This window comes from Corynebacterium sp. MSK032 (assembly GCF_030232065.1).
Taxonomy (GTDB): Bacteria; Actinomycetota; Actinomycetes; order Mycobacteriales; family Mycobacteriaceae; genus Corynebacterium; species Corynebacterium jeikeium_D.
In genome coordinates this window covers 16,984-42,668 of record NZ_JASPJR010000007.1, presented here as the reverse complement: position 1 = coordinate 42,668, position 25,685 = coordinate 16,984, and the positions used below count along the sequence as shown (strand labels likewise).

The following is a 25,685-nucleotide window of genomic DNA, read 5'->3' as shown; positions in this document are numbered from 1 at the left end:
CGTTACAGGCCCAGATCTATGTGTAAAAACCAGGTACATCCCCCTTGCGCGTACTGCGCACCTGTCATACAGTCCCGGTACACCCCATAGTCGCTTTTACCACCCCCGTTATGGGGTGCGCTCCGCTGGTGGGCATTCATTCCAAAAGTAGTAAACCTCTATTAACATATCTATCTACCTGCGGAAAACCAGACAACATTTTGGGGCGGGTTTTCTTGGCTTTTTGACCCATTGTTTATATCTACGTAACCGTAAGTTACCGCTTACAAGTAAGCCGATTTTTGGTACCCTGAGCCGTGAGCCGAGAAATTCTCTTCGACGAAAAATCAACGCCCCCACCGGGAAGGATTGGAAAATGTCGTCCTCTTCATCTCTCGCCCCATCTGCAGTTCTAAATAAGGAACAGCATGAAAAGACCTGGGAGAAATTCGGTACCGAGCAATACGACGTCGTCATTATCGGCGGCGGTTCTGTAGGCGCTGGCGCTGCACTCGATGCCGCAACCCGTGGTTTGAAGACTGCGGTCATTGAAACTCGTGACTTCGCAGGCGGTACCTCCAGCCGCTCCTCCAAGATGTTCCACGGCGGTCTGCGCTACCTGCAGATGTTGGACTTCCGCCTGGTAGCTGAATCCCTGCGCGAGCGCGAACTGTCCATGTCGCACCTGGCACCGCACCTGGTTAAGCCACTGCGCTTCGTCTTCCCGCTGACCCACCGCGTGTGGGAGCGCCCGTTCATGGCATCGGGCTTCTTCCTTTACGACGTCATGGGTGGCGCCAAGCAGGTTCCAATGCAGAAGCACTACTCCCGCAAGGGAACCCTGAAGCAGGCTCCGGGCCTGAAGGAAGATGCCGTGGTTGGCGGCGTTCGCTACTACGACACCCTGGTTGACGATGCCCGTCACACCATGACTGTCCTGCGCACCGCTGCTCACTTCGGCGCTGATGTCCGCACCTCCACTCAGGTTGTCGACTTCGTGAAGGAAGGCGAGCGCATCGTCGGCGCGAAGCTCCTTGACACCGACACCGGCGCCACCACCACCATCCGCGGCAGCGTTTTCGTCAATGCCACCGGTATTTGGTCCGATGAGATTGAGAAGCTGGCTGGCGTCACGGGCAAGTTCCGCGTCCACACCTCCAAGGGTGTCCACATTGTTATTCCGAAGTCCGCTCTTGAGGGCTCGGTGGCAATGACCTTCGTGACCGAGAAGTCCGTCCTGTTCGTTATCCCGTGGGGTGAATACTGGATTATCGGTACCACCGACACCGACTGGACCATGAATTTGGCCAACCCGGCAGCTACCCGCGCTGACATCGACTACATCCTCGATCACGTCAACGCCAAGGTTCGCCGTCCAATTACTTACGACGACATCGTCGGTGTCTACTCGGGTCTGCGGCCACTGGTGGAAGGCGACTCCGACTCCACCACCAACCTCTCCCGCAACCACGCTGTTGCCCACGTTGCCCCGGGCATGGTTTCCGTCGCAGGCGGTAAGTACACCACCTACCGCGTCATCGGTGCTGACACCATCGACGCTGCAGTCCAGGACGTCCCCCGCAAGGTACCGGAGTCCGTCACTGCAGATGTCCCGCTGCTCGGCGCTGACGGCTACCACGCACTGAACAACCAGAAGCCAGCCCTGGCCAAGCAGTTCGGTATCACCGAGAAGCAGGTCGAGCACCTGCTCAACCGTTACGGCTCCCTCATCTACGAGGTTCTGGCTCCGACAGCCGAGGACAAGTCCCTGCTCGAGCCGCTGGAGGCTGCTGAGCAGTACATGCGCGCTGAGGTTCTCTACGCCGTGACTCACGAAGGCGCAATGCACCTCGACGACATCCTGGAGCGCCGCCTGCGTGTCTCCATGGAGTACGCACACCGCGGTGTCGACAGCGCCCGGGCCACCGCTGAACTGGTTGCCCCAGCTCTGGGTTGGGACAAGGACACGATGGAGAAGGAGATTAAGGTCTTCATCGAGCGTGTCGAAGCAACTCTGGCAGCTGAACGTGAGCTGACTGACAAGGCCGCTAACGAGATTGCTGCTCATGCAGTGGAGACTCGCGCGGACGTCGATGTCAGCCTCGACCGCTAGTTTGCCCCTCCCCCGGTGGCCGTACTAGTTAGTTCTTAGATGGCCACCAACGCTGTAGCCATAACGAAATAGCTTTCCCTCTTGGGAAAACGGCTTTGCACTTCAAGGGGCTAATGGGCTCGAAATAAAAGTGCCGGCGAAAAGAATCAGTTCTCGCCGGCATTTCTTATACCTAAAAGTTTACGTTGCACGATTCCTCGTGGCCTTTCCCGGTCACGACGCACAGAGAGTTTCACATCTCATGGAGACAATCACAGGATCCCAGGCATTCCTCTGGGAGTTTTTCGGAACCGCCATTCTAATTCTGCTCGGTAACGGAGTCTGTGCCTCTATCAACCTCCGGACTACTCGCGCAGCAAACGCTGGCTGGATGGGCATCGCCTTCGGTTGGGGTATGGCAGTTTTCGCTGGCGCATCGATTGCCGACGTATCCGGTGGCCACTTGAACCCAGCGGTAACCGTTGCCCTAGCAATCAAGGGCAGCCTGGCCTGGAGCCTGGTCCCTTACTATGTCGCAGGTCAGCTGTTGGGCGCATTCGTAGGTGCAATCCTGGCATGGGCCGCTTTTAAGCAGCTGTTCGACGCCAATGGTGTCGACGAAAACGGCAACCCAACCAATGCGAATGCCGAAACTGGCGGCAACTTCTTCACCGCGCCGGTTCACCCAAATAACTTTTGGAATGCCGTCACCGAGTTCATCGCGACCTTCGTTCTGCTCGCATTCATCCTGTTCGGCCCAGCCGGCGGCGAACTTGGCCCGCTGACCTACTTCGGTGTCTCGTTCATCATTGTGTCGATTGGTCTTTCCCTTGGTTCCCCGACCGGATACGCCATCAACCCTGTTCGTGACCTCGGCCCGCGTTTGGCCTACGCTTTCGTGCTCCCGATTAAGGGCAAGGGCGATGCGAACTGGGCCTATGCATGGGTTCCGATTGTCGCACCGATGCTGGCAGCCGTGGCTGCAGGCGCTCTTGCCTTTGCCATCGGATAACGGGAATATGAGAGATATCGCACAATAAAATATCGCAAGCCTGAACACTCACATTTACACACAATTTCGCTAGGAGTATCCCCCATGACGCACAGCAAATACGTCCTCGCCATTGACCAGGGAACTACTTCCACCCGCTGCATCATCTTCAACCATGACGCAGAAATCGTCACTGTTGCACAGATGGAACACAAGCAGATTTTCCCGGAAGAGGGCTGGGTCGAGCACGACGCTCAGGAGATTTGGACCAACACTCGTCGAGTAGTCAGCGAAGCTCTCGCCGATGTCGACATTGCTTCCCAGGATATTGATGCCATCGGTATCACCAACCAGCGTGAAACCACTGTCGTCTGGGACAAGAACACTGGTGAACCGGTCTACAATGCCATCGTCTGGCAGGACACCCGCACGAATGAGATCTGCAAGGAACTCATGGGGGATGAAGGCGCTGACCGCTGGCGTGAGACCACGGGCCTACGTATCAACTCCTACCCAGCTGGCCCGAAGGTGCGCTGGATTCTCGACAACGTCGAGGGAGCTCGCGAAAAGGCTGAGGCTGGCGATCTACTCTTCGGCACCATCGATACTTGGCTGCTGTGGAATCTCACCGGTGGTGCAGAGGGCGACAACGGCGAAGACGCAGTTCACGCAACCGACGTCACCAACGCCTCCCGTACTCTCCTGATGGACCTCAAGACCCTCGAGTGGGATGAGGACATTTGCCGTGAAATTGGCATTCCGATGTCGATGCTGCCTGACATCCGACCGTCGGTAGGCGACTTCGGCCGTATCCGCGCCCGCGGTTCTCTTGCGGAGCGACCGATTACTGGCATCCTCGGCGACCAGCAGGCCGCCATGTTCGGCCAGGGCTGCTTCGGCGAGGGCGACACCAAGAACACCTACGGCACTGGGCTGTTCATGCTAATGAATACTGGTGAGAAGCCGAAGTGGTCTGACCACGGACTCATCTCCACCGTCTGCTACCAGGTCGAGGGAGAGAAGCCGGTCTACGCGCTCGAGGGCTCCGTCTCCATGGGCGGCGCACTTGTTCAGTGGCTGCGTGACGAGCTGCAGATGATTCCGAATGCGGCATCCATTGAGAACAAGGCAAAGAGCGTCAAGGATAACGGCGGCGTGTACATCGTGCCGGCCTTCTCCGGTCTTTTTGCTCCTCGTTGGCAGCCGGACGCTCGTGGCGTCATCGTCGGTTTGACCCGTTTCGTCAACCGAAACCACATTGCCCGTGCTGTGCTGGAGGCTGCTGCGTACCAGACCCGCGAGGTCCTCGACGCCATGGTCGCAGAATCCGACACGGACATCACAACGCTGAGCGTTGATGGTGGCATGACCATGAACGAGTTCCTCATGCAGTTCCAGTCCGACATCCTGAATGTCGCTGTCACACGCCCGAACAACATTGAAACCACGGCCCTTGGTGCGGCATACGCTGCGGGCCTTGGCATTGGCTTCTGGTCGAACCTGGATGAGGTCAAGGCTCACATCACGATTGACAAGAAGTGGCGTCCGAAGATGGAGGCCGAAGAGCGCGATCGCCTGTTCCACCAGTGGAACCGTGCCGTTGAGCGCACCTATGGTTGGGTCGAGGATACGGATGCTGAGGAGGCACCGAAGCCTGAATAAGTCCTCGTAAGAGCCGAAAAATAGCCCGGAAAACCTATTCGGTTTTCCGGGCTATTTTTATTATAAATTCAGGGCTTGTTTGTTATAATAAAATTATTATAACTATCATCCACTCCTCGATTGAAAACAGAAAAGAGCAATCATGCGTCGCGCATCAATTTTCACTGCGAGTGTGACCACCGCCCTGACTTTGGCCCTGGCCACCCCGGCAGCATCAGCAGCCCCAACGGACTTCATCAAGAACCCGCTGGAACCAACTCCCGACCCGCAGTCCACTGCAATGGTCGAGCTGCCCACCACCCCGGCACCAACCACTACGGTTGACGGACGCCACGTTACGGTCACCGACGGCTACATGACCTCACAGGATGGCAAGGGCACCCAGATTTACTGGAAGTCCAACACCATCCCGAATGCCAAAGCCACTGTCGTCGTCGTGCATGGCGCTGCAGAACACCTGGGTCGCTACGAGTGGGTAACCGGCAAGCTGCTGAACGCCGGCTACAACGTTTACCGCATTGACCACCGTGGGCACGGCCACTCGGGCCAGGTCGAAGGAACCCCAGTTGCCCGTGGCCATATTGATGATTTCCACTCGCTTGTCGATGACCTGCACATGCTCGTCGAAAAGGCCAAGGCGGAGAACCCGAGCACGAAGACCTTCCTGCTCGGCCACTCCATGGGCGGCCTTGCCGTGGACTTCCACGGCATCAAGTACCCGGGCAGTGTCGATGGCATTGTCGCCAACGGTGGTGGCGCTCTTTTCAACCCCTACGGTGGCACGGACGAGGGCGAAACCATCACCCCAGAGGCCATGACCGATGTCCAGCGCGAGGCGCAGCCGACGATTTACCAGCGCCTGCCATTCCAGGACATGACCACATTCAACACTCGCATGCTCAAGGAAGTGCCGAACCGCACCGAGATGCGCGTGCCATCACTACCCGGCAGCGACTTGATTCAGCTTGGCAACCCGCTGGGTTCGAAGACCTCTTCTTCGCAGGCAGTGCGTGATGAGTACGAAACTGATCCGTACAACAACTCCAAGCTCTCGCTCGGCATGGCTCAGCAGATGGCTTTTGCCGCCACCTACAACGGCACCAACTCCGTCGACTTTGTTGAGCCGACCCTGGTCATGATGGGCGGCCAGGATGAGATTGTGCCGCCGTTCTTCTCGCGCGACTGGTACAACGGCATCTCGTCCACCGACAAGCAGCTGATCGAGTTCGAAGGCCAGTTCCACGAGACCTTCAACGAGCCGGCACAGCACGAGGCCATTGCGACGGCTATTGCCTGGCTTGATGCGCGTATCTAATTGAACGCTAAATAGGAACCGAACCGCTTCCTAGCAGTTACGAGTTCTCCATAGAGCTAACCCGGTGGAATGAGGGGCGATTGCCTTCTGGCAATTGCCCCTCATTTTCTTTGCCCTGCCCTCTCCGCGCCGTATAAAGCATGCAGTACTTGGCAATACAAACTACTGTGCGTATAGTTGGTATTACAAGGTACTAGGTATGAAAAGTATTCTGCCTGGGCAGATTCCTCCATACCGCCGGAAAGAAAGCACAACGCTATGCCCAAACGTCCACAGACACAACTGAAGAAAGGGGTACTTGAGCTCGCCATTCTCAAGCTGATTTCTCGCGAAGAGCTCTATGGCGCGGCACTCGTCGCAAAGCTCAACGCCTACCCCCACCTCAGCGCGCCCGCAGGAACCGTCTACCCCCTACTCTCGCGGCTTACCACCAACGGCTTGATTAGCAATCGCTGGGAGGAATCCCCCAAAGGGCCGCCGCGCAAGTACTACTCACTGACAGCCAAAGGAAAGCAAACACTCACGCAACTGCATCAGGACTTCATCGACCTATCCGCCGACATGACCGCACTATTTTCCGAGGAGCCCCAATGAACACCTACCTCACTGCCATTGACCACAAACTGCGCGAAATCGGCATATCGCACGCACAACGCAAGGCGATCATCGCCGAGCAGGAGAGTCTTCTGCAAGAGCTTAACGACGTCCACGCGGACCTGGCCGAAGAGCTGGGAACGGCGACCGAATACGCCGAGCAAGTCGCCGAACAAGTTGGTGAACCAAACACTTTGCGCAGGTACCTCTCCAAACCGCTTCGGGTATTTACCAAAAGCGGTCGCGCTTCCCTGTGGAACATGGACGACCCGCGGATCCTCCAACCTCACCTGTTGGGTTTTGGCTGGTCTATCAACTGGGCCGCAGTAGCGACCAAGCTGGGGATTGTCCGACCGGACGATATTGACGGTGAGGTTATCTCTGAAATTCCAGCTCGCACACTGCAGGCGACCGCTCTTCTCCCCGCGGCCGTGACGGTTGCGCACGGAGTCGCACTGGCTATGTCCTGGAAGCAGTTGCCTTCAGAAGTCCACACGAAATGGAAGCTAAACGGCAAGGCAGTTCAGAAAACAGCACCGAAGGAAACTCTGCTTCTTCCCTTCGTGGTTTCTACGGTCGGAGCTGGATTTTCAGCTGCTTCGCTGCTCAAGGCAGATGACCGTGAAGACGCGCTGCGCGTTGCGTCCCTAGGCGCGCTCGCAAGCACAATTGCGCCATCTCAGCTGATCGGAGTCCTCACGGAAGAAAACTCCAAGACCAATCCGGCATTAGTCCAAGCTGGTGTTGCCGTGGCATCGGTCGCGGCTTCGGCCGCATGCCTTGCCCTACCTCTCTTCGCTGGGCTGAAGGCTACGTGGAAGAAAGCTGGGGTGGCCTAGATCACGGTGCAGGAGACATCAGCAGGTGAAAGACTCATCAGAAAGATTGTTGTAATCCGAATGTTGTAAACAACCTCTACCACCTCGAGTGAGGCTATCCCCCTGGTTCAGGTGTGTTTTCGGTTGTGTTTCTACACTCAACCTTCCCGGTGTTTTTACCTTCTCAATCCCCCAATTAATTTTTTAGCGCAATTACACGACTCACGCCCGAAAAAGCCACTTCACGACACCTATGTCACCTCGTGCCAGCTGTGGAGGTGGCATGAGGTGACATAGGTGTCGTGAAGTCGCGGATGAACTGGGGCGGGGCCGCACCTGCTTAACCGGCTCGCTTAACCGGCTCGCTTAACCGGTTCGAGAACTTCCTTGCCCATCATGAACGGGCGCAGCGCCTCCGGAATCACCACAGAACCATCGGCCTGCTGGTGGTTTTCCAGAATGGCGACCAGCCAACGCGTCGTGGCCAGCGTGCCATTTAGGGTGGCGCAGTACTGAGACTTGCCATCGGCATCGCGGTAGCGGGTCTTCAAACGACGAGCCTGGAAAGTCGTGCAGTTCGAAGTCGAGGTCAGCTCGCGGTAGGTGTTCTGCGTCGGCACCCATGCCTCGGTATCGAACTTGCGGGCAGCCGATGCACCCAGGTCACCACCAGCAACATCGATGATGCGGTATGGAACATCGACCGCGGCCAGCATCTCGCGCTCCATGTTCAGCAGCTTCTGGTGCTCTGCCTCCGCCTGCTCCGGCGGACAGTAGGAGAACATCTCCAGCTTGTCGAACTGGTGCACGCGCAGGATTCCGCGGGTGTCCTTGCCGTAAGAGCCCGCTTCACGACGGAAACAGGAAGACCAACCAGCATAGCGACGCGGCCCCTCCGACAGGTCAATAATCTCGTTGGAGTGGTAGCCGGCCAGCGCGACTTCCGAGGTACCGACCAGGTAGAGGTCATCTTCCTGCAGGTAGTAAATCTCATCGGAGTGCGCACCGAGGAAACCAGTACCCGACATGGTCTCCGGACGAACCAGCACCGGCGGCACCATCAGCTGGAAACCGTTCTGAGTTGCCTTCTGAGCAGCCAGGTTCATCATGGCCAGCTGCAGCATGGCACCGTAGCCGGTCAGGAAGTAGAAGCGGGAACCGGAGACCTTGACGCCACGCTCCATATCAATAAGTCCCAGCGACTCACCGAGGTCCAGGTGGTCCTTGGGCTCAAAATCGAACTGTGGAATCTCGCCAATTTCCTCCAGCACGACAAAGTCATCTTCGCCACCGGCGGGCGCACCCGTAACGATGTTGCCAATCAGGTACTGCAGACGCTCGACCTCAGCCTCGGCTTCCTTCTGCTCCGCTTCGGCTGCCTTCACGGCGTCGGAAAGCTCCTTGGCCTTCTCCAACATGGCCGGACGCTCTTCCTTCGACGCCTGACCAATCTTCTTACCGAAGCCCTTCTGCTCCGAACGCAGCGCGTCGGTGGAGGCAATAACCTCACGGCGCTTAGCGTCAGCTTCCAGCAGCTGATCGACCAATGCCGGGTCCTCACCACGGGTGCGCTGGGACTCGCGGGCTACTTCAGGGTTTTCGCGGAGAAATTTGAGATCAATCACGTTACCTAGAGTACCTGGTTTACGTCGATAAGCAGGTACGCGCGGGTTAGAGCGCCGCTTCCGCTCCTGAGGCGACCAGCAGCGCGCCGAGGACGAGGAAGATCGCGCCGGCGACAGTGTCAATCCACGGCCCTGCCAGCACCATTCGCTTGACGACGGCATCCGTCGACACCACGATCGCGATAAATAGGAAGAAAGTGATTTGGGAGGCGATTAGCACCAGCGTACAAAGCACGAGCGTCCCCACAGATGCGCCCGCGGGAATGAACTGTGAAAGCACTGCCGTGAGGAAGAGAACAATCTTCGGGTTCGACATGTTGGTGAAAAAGCCCTGGCGGAACGTCGCCTTCGGCGACCGGAGCGCCTCGCTTCCCAGGGCTGGTGCGGCACCGGCGCGCAGTTCGCGGAGAGTATTGATGCCCGCCTTGGCCATGCTGATGCCCATGTAGATGAGATAACAACCACCGACGAGCTGGATTACGCCCATCAGCAAAGGATTGGCGGTGATGACAGCTGCGAACCCAAAAACGGTAAGCGTCATCCAGATAGTGGCGCCAGTACTGATACCTGCAACCGCTGCGATCGCGTGCTTTCGGGATTTGGTGGCAAGGCGCAGGATTAAGAAGACGTCAGGCCCTGGTGAGGCCATACCAATAATGTGGACGCCCAGCAGGCTGAGTAGTGCAGTCCAGGTCAAGACTCGTGTCCTCGGGTAGCGAACGAATACCGGACTATTGTAGTGCTTAAAGCTCTTGAGCAAATTTGGACCGCAAACTCGGGCAGAGCGTTACCTTGTCCACAGGCTCATTGGCGGTGCACAATGGGGTCACTATGGCTGATGACAATATGAACCAGGATCGCGAGCACGCTGCCGCCACAGACACTGACTCCGGTGCAGGTACTGGCGCAGATGCCAGCGCTGGTGCATCCTCCGCAGCCGGCAACGATGCCAACGCTTCGAATAACTCCCGTGGAAGCTGGGGAATGCGCGCTTTGTCGACGGCAATGCTGGTTGGCGCCGCGGGAATGGCATTCGCGCTGCAAGCGGGAGTCATCGAGCCACCGAGTGGGCCACTTGGGGGCAAGGGTTCGTCGGCAAGCGCGTCATCGTCGACAACGACGACCATCGTCGACAAGGAGACGACGGCGTTCACCAGCGCAACCGCGGGCAACTGTCTGGACTGGAATCTGGCAGAAGATTTGAATGTTTCTGACTTCCGCGTCGTGCCCTGTGAGCAGCCGCACGCTTATGAGGTCGCCAAGAAACTGAATCTCGCCGATTACGAGGAACATCCGGGGCAATACGCCAAAACTGCCAACTACCCGACAGCGGACAATTTGGTGGCTCTGCAAAATGGCGTGTGTCGCAACACTGTGACTGAATACCTGGGCGGCCAGTACGATCCAGACGGTCGATTTATCACGGCGCCGATCATTCCTTCACCTAGCCAGTGGGAAAAGGGTGACCGAACCTTCCTGTGCGGTATCCAGGTCGTCGATGAAGACGGCAACACGGCGCACATGTCCGGTCCTGCGGCCGGGCAGGACCAGTCCCGCGTGTTCGAGGGCGGCCGCTGCGTGACATTGGACGAAAACGGCGCCATCCGCCAGGTGCCGTGCGTGGAAGATCATCTGATGGAGTCGACGGGAGTTGTCAATCTCCGCGACCATTTCGGTGACAACGTCCCCACTGACCAGGAGCAAAATGATGTGCTCGCGGAACAGTGTGTGACTCTCGCGCAGAATTACCTCGGCGGTGACGACCCGCTGTATAACTCCACGCTGCTGCCATTTTGGACATCACTGTCGCAGGAGTCGCTCAATGCCGGCTCGCGCAGTGTGAACTGCTGGTTGATTAAGGACAATGGCCAGGGCGGGTTCTCCACTCTCAACGGCCACGCTAACGAGTCCTTCACTATCGACGGCCAGCCGCCCGTAGCTCCGCCACCGCGCAATCCGCTGCGGGAGGAGCAGGGTGACGCTGGCGCTGGCGCTGGCACAGGTGACGTCGGTGAGGTCGGTGCCGACGGTACTGGCGCAGGAGCAGGCGCTGCGGATAACGCAGTCGCTCCCGCCGGACAATAGAACAATCGGCCAGTAAAACAAGAGGACATTGCGAGGCAGCACCATAAATGGTTGACGTTAGCCCGGAGCGGTTCGATGCACTTGTCGATGAGGCCATCGACCGCATCCCCACGCAGTTTCTCGACCAGCTCGATCAGGTCATCATCCAGGTCCACCCGTATAACCTCGACGAACCCACACTGCTGGGCCTCTACGAGGGCATACCTCTGACCGAGCGTTCTAACAACCACTGGGGTCCGCCTGACCAAATCAGCCTGTATCGCGACATGCTCTGCCGCATCAGCCGCACCGAAGAGGAGCTGGTGGAGCAGATTCGGGTCACTCTCCTGCATGAGATCGGGCATTATTTCGGCCTCGAGGAGGAGGATCTGGACCGACTCGGCTACGGATAAGTTTGTCCCGCCGTGCACGGTCTCGTCCCTCTCGCGATGCTGTCCCCTCCCCTCTTCTTCCCTGTAGCCTTAATAACCATGAGCGACAACTCGAGCGAGAAGCCAGAAATCAGGGTCGGCGACAGGGAGCGCAACGCTGCCATGGAGCGTCTCGGCAATCATTTCGCTGATGGCTACTTGGATGTCGATGAGTTCTCCAAACGCGCCGAAAGTGCTGCTTCCGCTAAAACTCGGGCAGAACTGCAAACTCTCTTCGCGGACCTGCCCGCTGAGGTCTCCCCCGAGAGTTCACAGGGCACCCCGGCTAATCCGCAGCATCAAAGTGTCGATCAAGAGCTGCAAAACCTGATGAAAAAGGGCCGCCAGCTCAACATTGTTGATTCTGCTGCAGGCGTTATCGTATGTGTCACTATCGTTCTGATGTTTTTCACCAATATCGATAACGCGTGGCTCGGCTTCATCGTCGCTGCGGCCGTTGCCCTTATCGGGCGCGCCGCCTTGAACATCAATGATGACGAAGAAGAGCTCCTCAACGAAATCAACGAAGAGGAATCCAAGCGTCGCACGGAACGCCTACGCCTGGCAGCGCAGAAGCGCCGCGAGATTCAGGAAGGCCAGCAGTAACGGTCAGCAGTAACGGTCGCCGTTTCGCTCCCTTCTAGGGCAACTCGCTGTCGCCCCAGCGACGCACATCCCACGCGCGCGGTTCAATGCCAGCACGCTTGCCGACGGCCGCTGCGTTCGGAACCAGCTCAATTCGCTCGGTATTGGCAATGCGGTGTCGCAGTGCGTATTCCGGATCCACCCCGGTCAGATACTGCCCAATCAGACGAATAGCCGCGCCGTGGCTGACAATGACGACATCCTTGCTGCTGCCGTCCTTCTTGGACTCCTTGGATTCACCACCTGTCGCTCCTGCCTGCTCCAGCAGGTGCTGTAGCGTCGGCAGGTAGCGATTCAGCACGTCAGCACCGGATTCACCGCCGGGAAGGCGGTACTCCAGCTCCCCATTGAGCCACTGGTAGAAGGCGCGCATGTACTCCATGTGCGCATCGCGATCATTGCGCCCCTCCAGGTCACCGGCCTGAACCTCGTGGAGGCCACCCTCATGACGGATGCGAACAGAAGTCTCTCCCAGGTGGTGCAAACTCGCGACCGCGCCTGCACCAGTCTGGCGGGCACGCAGGGCATGGGATGTGACGATGTCACCGATTCTGTGGACGTCGGGAAGCAAAAGGCGTCCTAGACTGCGCGCCTGCCTCACACCGAGGTCGGTGAGCGGTGCGCCCGGCAATGCGGTATCCAGGCGGCGGTTGATATTCCCTGTGGTCTGCCCGTGGCGGATGAAAATGATGCGCTGGGAATCAACCGGCATGACAGATTCAGGGCGGTCTGGGCGGTCATCGAGGAAAGGCAGCTGTCCAACTGGATTTTCGGGCGCGGCGGGTGTCATGTTTTACCTTCGTCCTTCCTTAAGCGCGTCGACCCACTCAATTGACTGGGAAATATCCGGTGGCGGTGTCATAATGCTGCGGCGACCGCCCTCAGCGACCGGCCAAGACCCCAGATAGCGCAGGTCTTCGGCGTATTCGTGCAGTGCCGCGAGAGCTGCGGCAACCTGTGCATCATCAACGTGGCCGTTGCAGTCGATGTAGAAGCGGTAGAGGCCCAATAGCTCGCGTGTCGGCCGTGACTCGATGCGGGTAAGGTTGATCTGTCGCACTGCGAACTCGTTCATGGCGCGCATCAATGTGCCAGGCTGGTTCGGCAGCGTGAAGGAGACCGAGGTGCGGTCGGCGCCGGTGCGCCGCGTCGGCACGCCGGGGCGCCCTACCAGCAGGAAACGGGTGCGGGCACCGCGCACGTCGGCGACCTCCGTGGCCAGCGCCTCCAACCCGAGCAGTTCACCCGCGCGGGCAGGGGCAGCGCAAGCGTCGTGGGTGCCCTCGGCGACCTGGTGAGCCGCCGCCGCATTGGAGCTGGCCTGGTGAACTTCCACGCCCTGAAGGTTGGCGTCCACCCACTGTTTGACCTGCGGATACGCCACAGGATGTGTCGTAAAAGTACGCACCTGTTCCGCCGTCGTACCGGGACGGACCAGGATAGAGAACACCACCCCGACCTCGGTTTCGCGAAAAACCTGCAGCTCTGGCCCAGCGGCCAGGGCATCAAAAGTTGGTGTGACGGGACCGTCCACGCTGCTTTCGATAGCCACGCAGGCAAAGTCCGCTTCCCCTCGGCGCACGGCTCCAAGCGCAGCCGCGGGGCTATCCACCGGCACCGCATTGACCGCGGATTCCCCTGCCGGATCAATCTCGCCGGCACGCGCCATGTCCCACAGCGCCTGCTCGGTGAATGTGCCCGCAGGACCCAAATAAGTAACCGTCGTCATAAGCTCAGATTAGAGGGCTTCTACACTTATTGCATGACCTCTTCTTCCGAGATGCCCGCCCGCGCCCTCACTGAAGCCGTGCGCAGTGGCGCAATCTCGGTATCGGAAATCGTTTCGGAATTCGCCACGCTTGCCGACGACGCCGCGACCAATCCCGCCCGTTTCGGTATTGCCACGTCCTTGGCCGAGCACGCTGTCGACCGCGCGCGCAGCCTCACTGCCGAATCCGAACCCGCCCGGCGCGCTAGCCACGGACTCCCGCGTGACCTCCTAGGTCTGCCAGTGGCAATCAAGGACCTATTCACCATCGCTGGTGTCGAATGCACGATGGGCTCGACCAACTTGGCTTTCACCGCCACCGAAACCTCGGAACCCGTGGCGAAACTGCTGGCTCGCGGCGCGGTCCTCACGGCGACAACGCACACCTCCGAGGTCGGGATGACGGCCTACACCGAGCCGATTGGCTACCCGGCCCCAGAAAACCCCTACTTCGCCACGCCCAATCAGCTGTCCAATCAGCCGGATACCACGCCACGCACTCCCGGCGGTTCCTCGGGCGGCAGCGCGGTGGCTGTCGCAACTGGTGTCGTTCCCGCAGCTCTGGGCTCTGACGGCGGCGGTTCTATCCGTGTGCCCGCCGCCTGCTGTGGCCTCGTTGGGTTGAAGCCAGCACACGATATTGCGGGTGGAAATCTCTCCACGCCCGCCTTCCTCACTCGCACAGTTGATGACGCAGCACTGCTGGCCGGGGTGCCACTTTCCGCAACCCCGCATGCTTTCCGACGGCCCCAGCGTCCCCTTCGCATCGGTGTCACTGTCAGCCCTTTTCATGCTGAGGTGGACGTCGATAAGCGCTGGGCAAACGGTGCGTGGGCGGCGGCTGACCGTCTTGCCGACGCCGGGTACGACGTGGTGGAAGTGCCCAGCCCCTACGATCCGGCAGGTCCGGACGTGTTCGAGATTTTTCGACGGACCATCACGCGAATGGCCACGAAATTGCCGCGCGCGGACTACTCCGAGATTGTGCAGTGGATTCGAGCCTGTGGCCAGGAGATTTCCACAGCAGAGGCGGCGGCGACACATCAGCAGCGGATGGCTCTGCCCGGCGCGATTCGGTCGCGTTGGGAAGTCGATGCGGTGATTACGCCAACGCTGGCGTTTGATCCTCCGCGTATTGGGCATTTCTCTGCGTTGGCGCCGTGGGAGGACTTTGACGAGCAAACCCGGTGGACACCGTGGTTGTCGCTGTGGAATCTGACTGGGTGGGCGAGTGTGTCGGTGCCGATTGCTGTGCCGGGTACGAGCGGTGCCAGCGCCAACACAGTGCACCCCGCCACCAGCGTCAATATCGGTGCGGTGCGCTGCGGCGAGGCAGAGCTACTGGAGATGGCTAGCGTGCTGGAGGCTGCTAACGCCAACTAGCGCACGTACTTCGCCGCCATTGCCGCCGCCTGTCCGGCGTATCCGCCACCAAAAAGCACCGCGTGCATGAGCACGGCGTAGAGCTGATGGAGTTCGCAGCTCTCGGCGAAATCCGGCAGGGGATGTACGGATTCGTAGCCACGCAAGATCTCGTTGAAGTGCGTTGCCCCGAATAGCGCCAGCAGTGCCAGATCTTCCTCGCGGGCTCCGCCGTGCGCTGCGGGGTCAATCAAAATCGCGCCGTCTGCATCCCACATGAGGTTTCCCCACCACAGGTCACCGTGGACACGCGCAGCGTCTGGCTCGTTGTCGAAATCTCCAGCCAAGAGTCGCTCAATGAGCTGGTCAAAGATGTCTAGCTGACGGTTATTGTAGGAGCTTTCCAACTTTCCCAGCGCTGGCAGCAGACGCCCTTTGGCCCAGTATTCACCGAAGCTCTCCCGTGGAGTCAGGTCCATCTGCAGTGGCTGATCCAGTGGACCGAAGTAACCGTGCCCCTCCCACCCATCGGGGCCGGCACCCCAGCCAGCAGCGCCCAGATTGTGGGTAATGGCCAACGATTTTCCGAACTCGTACGCTGCCTGCGGAGTCGGCACCGTCGACTCAATTCGACGCAATTTCAGCGCATGCCCGCTCACGCCCAGCACCTCCACTACGCGCGCACCGCCGTCAGCTTCACCCTCGCGCAGCCAACCCAGCCCCGCCGCCTCACAGGCGAAGAAGTCCCGCGGGACACCATGTCGGCTCTTGACATAAACATCCGACTCGTTGACTGCACGTTCGTTGTTCTGGTTCATTGCGGACATATTTCCAGCATATTCTTCTTCGTTCCCAACCCCTTTCAGCACGTCGCATGCAGGGTAACGCCAGCGCTACCAAGACTTGTATTGCTGTCTCGGTTCTCTTAGTCCGCTGTCGTTGCCTATTCTTTATTGGTATGGAAGGCAACTTCGACGACTCGCGCATTGCCCGCGACCGATACGGTAGGCCGCTTAAAGATCGCTATGGCCGCCCCATCTACCGCCGTGTGGACGAGGCGTCGCCGAAGCATGCCCGCCCCCGTGAGGCCGATTCGCGTGGCGCTTCACGACGCCCCATCCCGCCCCGTTCCGACCGCCCATCTAGGGCAGGGGCAGCCCGCCCAGCGCCTATGCCTCCGCGCAGGTCTAGGCCGCAACCGGAACGTCGGCAGGCGCCACTGAACGAAACGCGCATTGAGTCCCGTCCACCGGTGAACCGGGCCGGTAGCGGACGCGCTGGCAGCGATCCGCGGTTTCCCCCGCCCGGATATAACCCGGATGCGGATTTCCAATCTTCCTCGCACGGCTCGTCACAGGACTACTACAGTGCCCCACAAGCAGCGAGTTCTGGCCGTGGTGGACGCCGTGGCAGTCGTGGCGGCGCCGGCGTCAGGTCTGGGTTCCGCATGCCACGCTTGCGACTGCCACGCTTGCGCTTTAAATCCATCATCCTGCTTCTCGTCATCTTCCTTGTCGTCACAATGGCACTTGTCGACATCCGCCTGACCAGGGTCGATGCGTTCTCCGGTCTGGCAGATCGTCCTGCCAATACGATGTCCTCCAACTGGTTGCTTGTCGGTTCGGACTCTCGTACGGGCTTGTCAGAGGAAGATGCCGCCAAGCTGTCGACGGGCAGTGGTGATTTCGGCCAGCGCACCGACACCATCATGATTGCCCACATTCCGGTGCTCGGTAAGCCGAAGTTGGTCAGTATCCCGCGTGACTCCTTCGTGGATATCCCGGGCAATGACAAGAACAAGATCAATGCGGCATTCGCATTTGGTGGCCCCCAGCTACTCATCGACACTGTAGAGAAAAACACTGGAATTCACATCGACCACTACGCCGAAATTGGCTTTGGCGGTTTCGCCGGTGTCGTCGATGCTGTCGGTGGTATCGAGATGTGCCCTGAAGAAGCCATCGACGATCCGCTGGCAGGACTGAATATCCAGGCCGGTTGCCAGAAATTCGACGGCGCGGGCGCCCTGGGTTACGTGCGCACGCGTGCTACCGCCCAGGGAGACTTGGACCGCGTAGAGCGGCAGCGTGAATTCATGAGTGCGCTGATGGGACGGCTGAAATCACCTGCGGTATGGCTCAACCCCTACCGCTGGATTCGCCTGGCCAATGCTGGCACTAAGGCCGTGTTCGTCGGCGATGGTGACCATGTCTGGCACCTGACCTGGCTGATGTTGCGCATGCTCTTCGGTTCCGATTCTCTTACCGTGCCCACCTCAGGCGCCATGGATACCGGTTATGCGGGCAATGTGCTGCTCTGGGACGAAATCGAAGCGCCAGCACTTTTTGCGGAGCTGAGATAGTCAAGAAGGTAGCTAAAACAGCTTCAGATAGCTTTCGAGACAACTAACGCGTGTGACTTAGCTTTTTGCTGAGCCACACGCGTTAGTTTTTAAACCAGCTACGCCTAGTTCCGAATGGTCACCTGACGGGACACGATGGTCTCACGGGACTTACGCTCCTCGGCGGTCAGCGGCTCTTCGCTGGCCAGCGCCTCAGCGATACGCTTATCGGCCTCTTCCACAGCAGCAATCCAGTGGTCGTGCGGCTTGGTGTTATCCAGGTCCCAGACCGGCACCAGCAGGCCATCGGTGCGGAAGACACCAGCGAACTTAGTGCCCTCTCCCAGCGAAAGGTTGTCCGCAGCGTGCACGCGTGCCAAGGCATCCAGCAGTGGCTTCTCATCTTCACGGCGCACCCAGCGGATGTGAGCGCGCTCGCCCGGATCAATCCACCACACAGCGCCAGCGACCTTCGCATCCAGGCGGTACGACGGGAGAATCGCGTCGTTAGCCACGGCCAGGTTCTGCTCGATCATCGGGGTGCGTTCAATGCCCTTGGGAATCCACCACTCGAAGTCCTGGTGGACCTCCAGGTTGTCGAGATCCACGGCGGTCAGGACGTCGGTAAGCGGTGCGGCCTCGCCGTCAGTGGCGGAGGAGAGCTGCTGGCCCGGCTCTGCGTCACGGGCCCATGCCAGCGCACGGGAGAGATCCGCAGCGCCGTCATTGGTGCGCGCCTGCGTCTGCAGCGCGACGAAAGCCTCATTGCCCTGGTCAGCGGCACGCGTCAGGGCAGCAACGCCGCCTGGCAGCACGGTGCAGAGCTTGATGTCACGCTCGGCGTCAGCGACCGTGACCGGAATGACCACAGCCGGAGCGAACTCGCGGACAGCCACGATGTCAGCCTCTTCGTCGAAGTCCTTGAACGGACGCGGATTACCCAGCAGCGCTGCACGCTCAGCAGCGCGGGCTGCCAGCTTCGCCTGACGACGGCTCATGCCCTCCGGGGCCTGATTATTCTTCTTACGAGATTTCTTTCCCACAAGGCCACAGAATACCTATTCGCTCTCCGTAGTTCGCGACTGCCTGGGCTACTTATAAAAATCGTCGACGAATTCGCTCGCCGTTCCTTCGAAAAGCTGCTTGTCGACGGCCATTGCGCCCGTCTCCCCTTGTTCATCGGTAGCTTCGCTGGGGATGAAGCCCTTGGACCAGAAACCGGGCTGGGTGCGTTCGCGACCGGATCCAACGGGAATGTTGCGATGCACTTCCTCGGGAGCCAACACGTAGCCGAGTAGCCGCGCTGTGAGGGCAGTCGTCACACAAGCTAAAACGGTGATGATTCCGGCCTGGAAGTATGTCCGGGATACGTCGGCAGCGATAAACCACCCCACTGCAAGTGGCCACAAAACGCAGGCCAGGTACCAGATAAAGCGACCTGGCCCCATTACGGCAGTGACTCCTGTTTCAGCCAACGCGACCACGGGCCCCGTGATGTTGCGCACTGGCCACATGTGCATCGTGCGCACATCCGTTGCCGTGCGCGACAGCAGTGGGCGAGCATACGTTGCGCGGTCACGCAGCACCTGGAGGGTCTTGTAGACCGAAAAACCCAGCCCAATGAGGGAAACCATTCCACAGAGACCGAAAGCCCATGCTCCAAACTCACCGAGGAGGGAAACCACTAGGTCCTGACCGGGGCTCAGGATGCTCATCCAGACGAAAACGGTAAATGCGGCGAATACTCCGGCGCCGCTCATCGCCCATCGAAAGACGCTGTCCGCGCGCTTGCGAACAATCTCATCGGCCTTCCAGCGCGGCGTCGCACCCGTGATAGTCGAATCCGAGACAGTCGGCTGCCAGTTCTGCTGCGGTGGCAGCACCACCTGAGGTGGGGACTGCTGTGGCTGCTGTTTTGGAGACTGCGGCGGCACAGCCCACCCCGCGTTTTCTGCCTGTTCATTAGACATTTTCCGCAGGGCTCCTCTCGTACGCGCGGCCGGCTTCTTCCGCAGTCTTTTCTCCCACGGTGTTTTTAAGTGCGCTCCCCCTAACCTACCTAAACTAGCCCGGCCCCTACCCCAGCCACTAGTCCGACCAGCTGCGAATCTTCCGCAGCATGATGCGGCTCTTACGCTGCGAACGTCCCATCTTCCGGGCCAGGTTGTTCAAAATCGCGATGGCCTCGGTAATGTGCGGCCCCTTGTTCAGCATCACGCACTCGGCACGCAGGGCGAAGGCCGCATCGGTAATCTCCGCGCGGGACGGCAGGCCGGCCTTGGCCATGTTCTCCAGCACCTGAGTACCCAGAATGGTCGGCACACCGGCTGCCTGCGCCAGCGTCAGAATCTGGCCTGGGACCTCACCCATACGGTCGAAGCCCAGCTCCACAGCCAGGTCACCACGAGCAATCATCAGACCGGACTTGGCGCGCTTCATGCTGGCGATGATGATTCCCGGCAGATTCTGGAATGCCGGAATAGTCTCAATCTTCAGCACAACACCCAGGTTCCGAGCCTTCGACGCCAGGTCCTCGCGGCCCGCAGCCTCATGTTCCGCCGCAATCTCATCGAGCACCTTGTAAACGTACTCAGCATCCCCCTGCGTGCGAATAAAGCTCACCGCAGCAATATCCGCATGCTCCACCACAAAGCGCAGGTGCTCAATGTCTTCGTCGGTAAGCGAATTGAGTGGCAGGTCGGTGTTCGGCAGATTGATGCCCTTATGCGCCGCCAGCGGCTGACCATTCGGCTTCGTACGCAGGACACGCAGCCGGGCATCGACGTGACTATCTTCGCTTGACGACGTCTCGGAGACCTCAACCACCTCAGCGCCGAGCGCACCGTCGTCGAAAAGCACCGGATTGCCCGGCTTCAGAGCCGCCACGGCAGACGGCAGCGAACAGGAGACGCGTGGAATTTCATCGTCAGTGCGTGGAATGGTGGTGATTTCCTCGCGGCTGGTGAGAATAAACTCATCACCGGTGTGGAAGCGCAGCTTTTGCACGGTCGGTGGCACGCCACCAGCGCGCGTGACCTCGTAGTTGCTGCGCAGGTGTGTTCCCTCGGCAATCCAGGCGTTCTTTTCGCCCTCGGCGAGGACAGCCTCGACCTCGCCCTCGGAGTCGGTGTCGATGCGCACAACAGTGAAGTGACGCTTCGCCGAGCGGGAGTCATGCAGCGTAATGACATCGTCAAGCTGCAGCTGTTCCAACCACCCCTGATCTGCTTCCAACGGCAGTGCGGGACGCCCCGGCAAATCGCTCGGAGCTGGCTTGGGGTGCTCATCCAGTCGCGGAGTCAGCCAAATCTTGGACTTGGAGATGACCGTGCCAGCGTCGTCACGCACAACACGGGCGCGCCCCACACGCGGCCCCGGTTCGATATCGCCCGTGCGCAGCTTCGGACCAGCCAGATCCATGGACACGAAGATGCGGCGACCGGCCTTCTCAGCTGCAGCATTGACGTTGTCAATCATGCGGCTCCACTGCTCAGGTCCGTCGTGGGCGCAGTTGATGCGAGCGAGATCCATGCCAGCGGCAGCGAAGCTCTCCACCAACTCTGCATCGTCGGCGGCCTCGGCGGGCAGGGTCACCATAATGTGCGAAGTGACATCCGCGCGCTCCTGACCGAACAGCTCGGTGGCGTTGTTATCCAGGGCAATATCCGCGCGCTCATCGTCGGCAATAATGCGGGCGACATCGATGTCTGAGGTGCGCCCCGCCAGCGCCAACAGCGCGTTGAGAGCGAGCTCAAGGCGCCCCCGGGTGAAAGTCTCCACCGTGGTCAGACTGGTCACGCCGAGGTCGTGCAAGCTGTTTTGCAGCTCACGGATGTCAATTGTGCGCAGGTGTGCGTAGTGCAGCAGGTTTTCCGCGTGCCGACGGCGCTCTTCCGGCACCTCTGCGAGCAGTGCAGAAGCCTCCACCGAGACGTCGTCCAACTCTGTGATCAGATCAGTGACCTTGCTGATGAGGTCATCCAGACGCGGTACGGCCGCGCCGCTTTCAGTGTTGTCAGTTGCTGTGTCTTGAGGGCTCTGCGCTGCCATAGAGAAGGCACTCCTGTGTTGAAGACGAAGCGTTGGCCAGAGTCGGCCACGCGGGCCAATAGAAGGTGGGCATTCTCATTCTCAAATGAGACGGCCGAAAGCGCATGTCGAGAAGACATCTACTCTCGCTACCAGCAGTTACTTCCAGAATGGATCCTGCACATCTCGGAGCGTCTGAATGGACTTGTCCAGCTGCTTCTTTTCGTATTCGTCCAGCTCAAGCTCGATAACGCGGCGAATTCCTCGACGGTTCACAATGGCTGGTGTTCCGATGAACACGTCCTCATGACCGTATTCACCTTGCAAGTATGCGGAGACCGGCAGAGCTACCTCTTGGTTCTGGAAAATGGCGCGCGTGATGCGGGCCAAACCCATACCGATTCCGTAGGAAGTGGAGCCCTTGGCATCGATAATCTCGTAGGCGGCATCACGGGTTCGGATGAAGATGTCCTCCAGCTCGTCGTGAAGCGTGGGGTCAGCGGCGAGACGCTTGGACAGACCGACGCCTGCAACGTTGGCGCTGGACAATACCGGCAGCTCGGAGTCGCCGTGTTCACCGATGATGTATGCGTGCACGCTCATCGGGGAAACATCGTAGTATTCACCCAGCATGTAGCGGAAACGTGCGGTGTCCAGGATGGTGCCGGAGCCGAAGACACGGTTGTGCGGCAGCCCGGAGTACTTCCACGCAGCGTATGTGAGTACGTCGACGGGGTTGGAAGCAATCAGTAGGAGCCCATCAAAACCGCTGTCCATAACGGAATCGACGATGGACTTCATGATTTTCATGTTCTTGTCCACCAGCTGCAGGCGAGTCTCGCCCGGCTTTTGTGCCGCACCTGCACAGATAACCACCAGCGCGGCATCGTCACAGTCGGCGTACGTGCCCTGGGTGACTTTGGTGCGCGACGACGCCCACACCACGCCATGGTTTAAGTCCATGACGTTGCCCATCGTCTTCTTCTCGTCGATGTCAATGATTGCCAAGTGGTCGACAGTGCCCTGGTTGACCAGCGAGTACGCGTATGCCACGCCGACGTCGCCAGCGCCGATCAGCACGACCTTATTTCCTGTGGATAGCTTCATAGCCCTCGGATCCTTCTCAACCGATTCGGAAAAAGTTGCGACACCCCACAGGCTACGCTTTGTGCGGAAAACTGGCGCGGGATGAATAACCCCCGTGGAAAAAATTTTGCCATGATGGGAGTTATGGGATTCCTGCGTCGCGCATTTACTTCGATTGCGCCCTCGATTGCGTCTACGGGCAACACACCTGTAGCTCAGTCAATCGAAACCACCAGGACAGTGCGAGCTGCACGAGCAGCGCGAACGGGAATTACAGGAGTCGCTGGCACAGCTGGCATGGCCAAAGCGCTGGGCGCAGTCGGCACCGGCAGTCTGATGGCTACCAAAGTCTTTCGCGAACGCCTCCTAGGTACCGGCCCTGGCACTATCCGCAGCGCACTGCGGGCGGGCATCCCCTCCAACCCCGGTCTAATTGGTGCAGAAATTGCGTCATGGGCTGCCTTTAGCCCCTCGCTGATGCCGCGCACTCGGACCGCCACCGTTACTGTGACCTTCCTGGCACAGCTGGCGGGCCATGTCACCGGGGTGGCCATCGGCTATGGCTACAACACGACGATGCGGCGTCTGGCCAGCACTTCACTCAGCCGCTTTGCGCTGGCACCTCGTCACGAACGCGCACTGGCCGTGACCTGGCACGTGGCCACCACGGCCACCACCGCGGCGCTGTGGCTGCGCTCCATTTCCCAGCAGCGCGAAATTGGTCGCCTGGTGGGCAAGGATGAGCAGGAATCCGCACGCAGCCAGTTCGCCTCCACAATGATTGCCAGTGGTCTTTACCTGACCACTCGGGGGCTCTCCGCGCTGGCCAACCGCGGCTATGACCTACTGCGGGACAACCTCCGCCCCTGGCTTCCTCGCGGTCTCGCCCCGGTTCTCAGCGGTGCCATCGTCGGTGGTGCCGTGGCCGCCAGCATTGATCGACTGCTTATCCGTCGGACTTTGGAGTCCATCGCCAAGAAGTCCCGATACCTGAATACCCTGGTAGTTCCAGGCCGCATGCAGCCCTGGGAGCCGGAACGTTCCGGGAGTCCATGGTCTTTGGAGCCGTGGTACGCACTCGGCGCCGAGGGGCGCGTCTTCGTCGCCGAAGGCCCCCGTGCCCGAGATTTGGCGGTGGTCACTGGCAAGCCGCTCTCCGAACTGCAGGAACCCATCCGCATTTATGCGGGCAAGGTGCCAGGTCGTTCTCTGCGGGAACAGGCGGAGCTCATCATCCGCGAGATGCACCGCACCGGCGCGTTTCGGCGCGATCATCTGGTTGTCTTCACCACCACCGGCACCGGTTGGGTGCCACCGTGGTCGGCGCAGGCTGCAGAGTTCTTGACCCTTGGCAACTGCGCCACTGTCGCTCTGCAGTACTCTGACCTCCCCTCCCCAGTGGCATGGCTAACGGACCACGAAACCCCAATCGCGGCTGGCCACACCCTTATCCATCGGGTGTTGCAGGAAGTCGACAAGATGCCGGAGAACGACCGGCCAAAGGTCTACGTCGCCGGTGAATCCCTCGGCGGGTTTGGCGGTCTCGGCGCATTCGAGAATTCCGCTGACATGCTCGCACGCGTCGACGGTGCTGTCTGGACGGGCGCACCACAGTTCTCCGCGATGTGGAAAGAGCTGACGCACCGTCGGACAAAGGGGTCTCCGGAAATCGCTCCAGTCATCGACGAGGGGCGAAACATCCGCTTCGCTACGCGCCCCGACGAGCTGTACCACTCCTTCTATGGCACCAAGTTCGGGCCGTGGGAATTCCCGCGCGTCGCATTCCTGCAGCATGCCTCTGACCCCATCGTTTGGTGGGATTACCCACTGGCCTGGCGCCGCCCCGACTGGCTTGCAGAGCGCGTCGGCCGCGATGTTCTCCCCTCCATGCGCTGGCATCCGTTCGTCACCTTCTGGCAGGTGCTTATCGACGGCCTCGCCTCCGTCACCGTCCCCGGTGGTCACGGCCACCGGTACGAGGAAGAAATGTTGCCAACGTGGGCTTCCATCCTCGACATTCCGCTTGACGACGACCTGGGTGGCGCAGCCGGAATGCGCTTCAAGCGCGTGAGTAAGTGGATTCGCCGCACTCAGCCGCCGCGTTCATAAACTTGTGACAGATATCCCTGAACAGCATTTTTTATGAATTTCGCATTAATTGTATTGCTTAAATGGTTGCGCATCCACTCATCTTGAGTACCATCGACGGCACAACCTAAAAACGTGTTGAGGAGGAGTTTTCCTAATGACTAAGTACGAACTTCCTGAGCTGGATTACGCTTACGACGCTCTGGAGCCGCACATCTCCGGCGAGATTATGGAGCTGCACCACAGCAAGCACCACGCTAATTACGTCAACGGCGCCAACGCTGCTCTGGAGAAGCTCGCTGCTGCTCGCGAGTCCGGCGACTTCGCAGCTGTTACCGGCCTGTCCAAGGACCTGGCCTTTAACCTGGGTGGCCACACCAACCACTCCCTGTTCTGGAAGCTGCTGTCCCCGAACGGTGGCGGCCAGCCGACCGGTGAGCTGGCTGAGGCTATCGAGCGCGACTTCGGCTCTTTCGAGAAGTTCCAGGCTCACTTCAACGCTGCTGCTCTGGGCCTGCAGGGCTCCGGCTGGGCTGTTCTGGGTTACGACACCATTGCAGAGCGCCTGGTTATTGAGCAGATGACGGATCAGCAGGGCAACCTGTCCATCAACCTGAAGCCGGTTCTGCTGCTGGATATGTGGGAGCACGCTTTCTACCTGCAGTACAAGAACGTCAAGGCTGACTACGTCAAGACTGTCTGGAACGTCTTCAACTGGGATTACGCTGCAGAGCTGTTCGCAGCTGCCAAGTAATTTCAGCTAACAGCGCGCGGCTTTTTACGCGTCCCTGCCGC

Annotated in this window: 22 protein-coding genes; 13 read left to right on the top strand and 9 right to left on the bottom strand. The window is 59.6% G+C overall.

The features are described from left to right. Positions 1-355 precede the first annotated feature (355 nt). The 6 genes from QP995_RS05385 (at position 356) to QP995_RS05360 (ending at position 7,472) form a co-directional block, all read left to right on the top strand. A complete protein-coding gene (locus QP995_RS05385) occupies positions 356-2,092 on the top strand; it encodes a glycerol-3-phosphate dehydrogenase/oxidase (protein ID WP_016421655.1) in 1,737 nt (578 codons plus the stop codon). Between the two features lie 241 nt (positions 2,093-2,333). Then, positions 2,334-3,083, top strand: a complete 750-nt coding sequence (locus tag QP995_RS05380) for an MIP/aquaporin family protein (RefSeq protein ID WP_172954626.1) — start codon at positions 2,334-2,336, stop codon at positions 3,081-3,083. 84 nt (positions 3,084-3,167) lie between these two features. Continuing rightward, the gene (gene glpK / locus QP995_RS05375; RefSeq protein WP_048732791.1) at positions 3,168-4,724 is read left to right on the top strand and encodes a glycerol kinase GlpK; all 1,557 of its coding nucleotides are present in this window, start codon (positions 3,168-3,170) and stop codon (positions 4,722-4,724) included. 142 nt (positions 4,725-4,866) lie between these two features. Further along, positions 4,867-6,039, top strand: a complete 1,173-nt coding sequence (locus tag QP995_RS05370; RefSeq protein ID WP_048732793.1) for an alpha/beta hydrolase — start codon at positions 4,867-4,869, stop codon at positions 6,037-6,039. 258 nt (positions 6,040-6,297) lie between these two features. After that, positions 6,298-6,633, top strand: coding sequence for a PadR family transcriptional regulator (locus QP995_RS05365; protein ID WP_049190945.1), 336 nt, complete (start codon positions 6,298-6,300; stop codon positions 6,631-6,633). Next, complete coding sequence (locus QP995_RS05360; protein WP_284852996.1) at positions 6,630-7,472, top strand: DUF5808 domain-containing protein; 843 nt, start codon at positions 6,630-6,632, stop codon at positions 7,470-7,472. Before QP995_RS05365 ends, QP995_RS05360 begins: the two co-directional genes overlap by 4 nt. A gap of 332 nt (positions 7,473-7,804) precedes the next feature. Here the strand turns inward: QP995_RS05360 and serS are convergent, their stop codons facing one another. Together serS and QP995_RS05350 are read right to left on the bottom strand one after the other, a co-directional pair. Next, positions 7,805-9,076, bottom strand: coding sequence for a serine--tRNA ligase (gene serS, locus QP995_RS05355; protein ID WP_048731242.1), 1,272 nt, complete (start codon positions 9,074-9,076; stop codon positions 7,805-7,807). A 46-nt stretch (positions 9,077-9,122) separates the two neighbouring features. Further along, a complete protein-coding gene (locus QP995_RS05350; RefSeq protein WP_070429918.1) occupies positions 9,123-9,773 on the bottom strand; it encodes a LysE family translocator in 651 nt (216 codons plus the stop codon). Between the two features lie 134 nt (positions 9,774-9,907). Between QP995_RS05350 and QP995_RS05345 the strand changes: the two genes are divergently transcribed. The 3 genes from QP995_RS05345 (at position 9,908) to QP995_RS05335 (ending at position 12,177) form a co-directional block, all read left to right on the top strand. Next, positions 9,908-11,161, top strand: a complete 1,254-nt coding sequence (locus tag QP995_RS05345; RefSeq protein ID WP_240593260.1) for a septum formation family protein — start codon at positions 9,908-9,910, stop codon at positions 11,159-11,161. 47 nt (positions 11,162-11,208) lie between these two features. Next, complete coding sequence (locus tag QP995_RS05340) at positions 11,209-11,553, top strand: metallopeptidase family protein (protein ID WP_038626990.1); 345 nt, start codon at positions 11,209-11,211, stop codon at positions 11,551-11,553. Positions 11,554-11,631: 78 nt separating this feature from the next. After that, positions 11,632-12,177, top strand: a complete 546-nt coding sequence (locus QP995_RS05335; protein WP_038627001.1) for a DUF1707 SHOCT-like domain-containing protein — start codon at positions 11,632-11,634, stop codon at positions 12,175-12,177. Between the two features lie 34 nt (positions 12,178-12,211). Here the strand turns inward: QP995_RS05335 and QP995_RS05330 are convergent, their stop codons facing one another. Continuing rightward, positions 12,212-13,006 (bottom strand): histidine phosphatase family protein, encoded by a 795-nt coding sequence (locus tag QP995_RS05330; RefSeq protein WP_284852995.1) that lies wholly within the window; start codon positions 13,004-13,006, stop codon positions 12,212-12,214. Positions 13,007-13,009: 3 nt separating this feature from the next. Beyond that, positions 13,010-13,945, bottom strand: coding sequence for a prephenate dehydratase (pheA, locus tag QP995_RS05325; RefSeq protein WP_049171681.1), 936 nt, complete (start codon positions 13,943-13,945; stop codon positions 13,010-13,012). Between the two features lie 33 nt (positions 13,946-13,978). Between pheA and QP995_RS05320 the strand changes: the two genes are divergently transcribed. Next, positions 13,979-15,367 carry an amidase gene (locus QP995_RS05320; protein WP_284852994.1) on the top strand — a complete coding sequence of 463 codons (1,389 nt, stop codon included), beginning with the start codon at positions 13,979-13,981 and terminating at the stop codon, positions 15,365-15,367. Here the strand turns inward: QP995_RS05320 and QP995_RS05315 are convergent. Beyond that, positions 15,364-16,173, bottom strand: coding sequence for a fructosamine kinase family protein (locus QP995_RS05315; protein WP_070549934.1), 810 nt, complete (start codon positions 16,171-16,173; stop codon positions 15,364-15,366). The genes QP995_RS05320 and QP995_RS05315 overlap by 4 nt on opposite strands. A gap of 131 nt (positions 16,174-16,304) precedes the next feature. On the opposite strand from QP995_RS05315, the gene QP995_RS05310 reads away from it, so the two are divergent. Continuing rightward, positions 16,305-17,708 carry an LCP family protein gene (locus QP995_RS05310; protein ID WP_350309315.1) on the top strand — a complete coding sequence of 468 codons (1,404 nt, stop codon included), beginning with the start codon at positions 16,305-16,307 and terminating at the stop codon, positions 17,706-17,708. Between the two features lie 104 nt (positions 17,709-17,812). Here the strand turns inward: QP995_RS05310 and QP995_RS05305 are convergent, their stop codons facing one another. The 4 genes from QP995_RS05305 to QP995_RS05290 all read right to left on the bottom strand — a co-directional run bounded on the left by QP995_RS05305 (position 17,813) and on the right by QP995_RS05290 (position 22,823). Further along, entirely contained in the window at positions 17,813-18,730 is a 918-nt protein-coding gene (locus QP995_RS05305) for a DUF5926 family protein (protein ID WP_048731261.1), read from the bottom strand. 48 nt (positions 18,731-18,778) lie between these two features. Next, on the bottom strand, positions 18,779-19,657 hold the full coding sequence (locus QP995_RS05300; protein WP_150963515.1) for a hypothetical protein: 879 nt from the start codon (positions 19,655-19,657) through the stop codon (positions 18,779-18,781). A gap of 118 nt (positions 19,658-19,775) precedes the next feature. Then, the gene (locus QP995_RS05295; protein ID WP_049171694.1) at positions 19,776-21,737 is read right to left on the bottom strand and encodes a pyruvate kinase; all 1,962 of its coding nucleotides are present in this window, start codon (positions 21,735-21,737) and stop codon (positions 19,776-19,778) included. 138 nt (positions 21,738-21,875) lie between these two features. After that, positions 21,876-22,823, bottom strand: a complete 948-nt coding sequence (locus tag QP995_RS05290) for an L-lactate dehydrogenase (protein WP_284852993.1) — start codon at positions 22,821-22,823, stop codon at positions 21,876-21,878. A 111-nt stretch (positions 22,824-22,934) separates the two neighbouring features. Here QP995_RS05290 and QP995_RS05285 point away from each other — a divergent pair, with 111 nt between their 5' ends. Both QP995_RS05285 and QP995_RS05280 read left to right on the top strand, forming a co-directional pair. Next, on the top strand, positions 22,935-24,911 hold the full coding sequence (locus QP995_RS05285; protein WP_284852992.1) for an alpha/beta-hydrolase family protein: 1,977 nt from the start codon (positions 22,935-22,937) through the stop codon (positions 24,909-24,911). Between the two features lie 136 nt (positions 24,912-25,047). Then, on the top strand, positions 25,048-25,644 hold the full coding sequence (locus QP995_RS05280; protein WP_284852991.1) for a superoxide dismutase: 597 nt from the start codon (positions 25,048-25,050) through the stop codon (positions 25,642-25,644). Positions 25,645-25,685 lie beyond the last annotated feature (41 nt).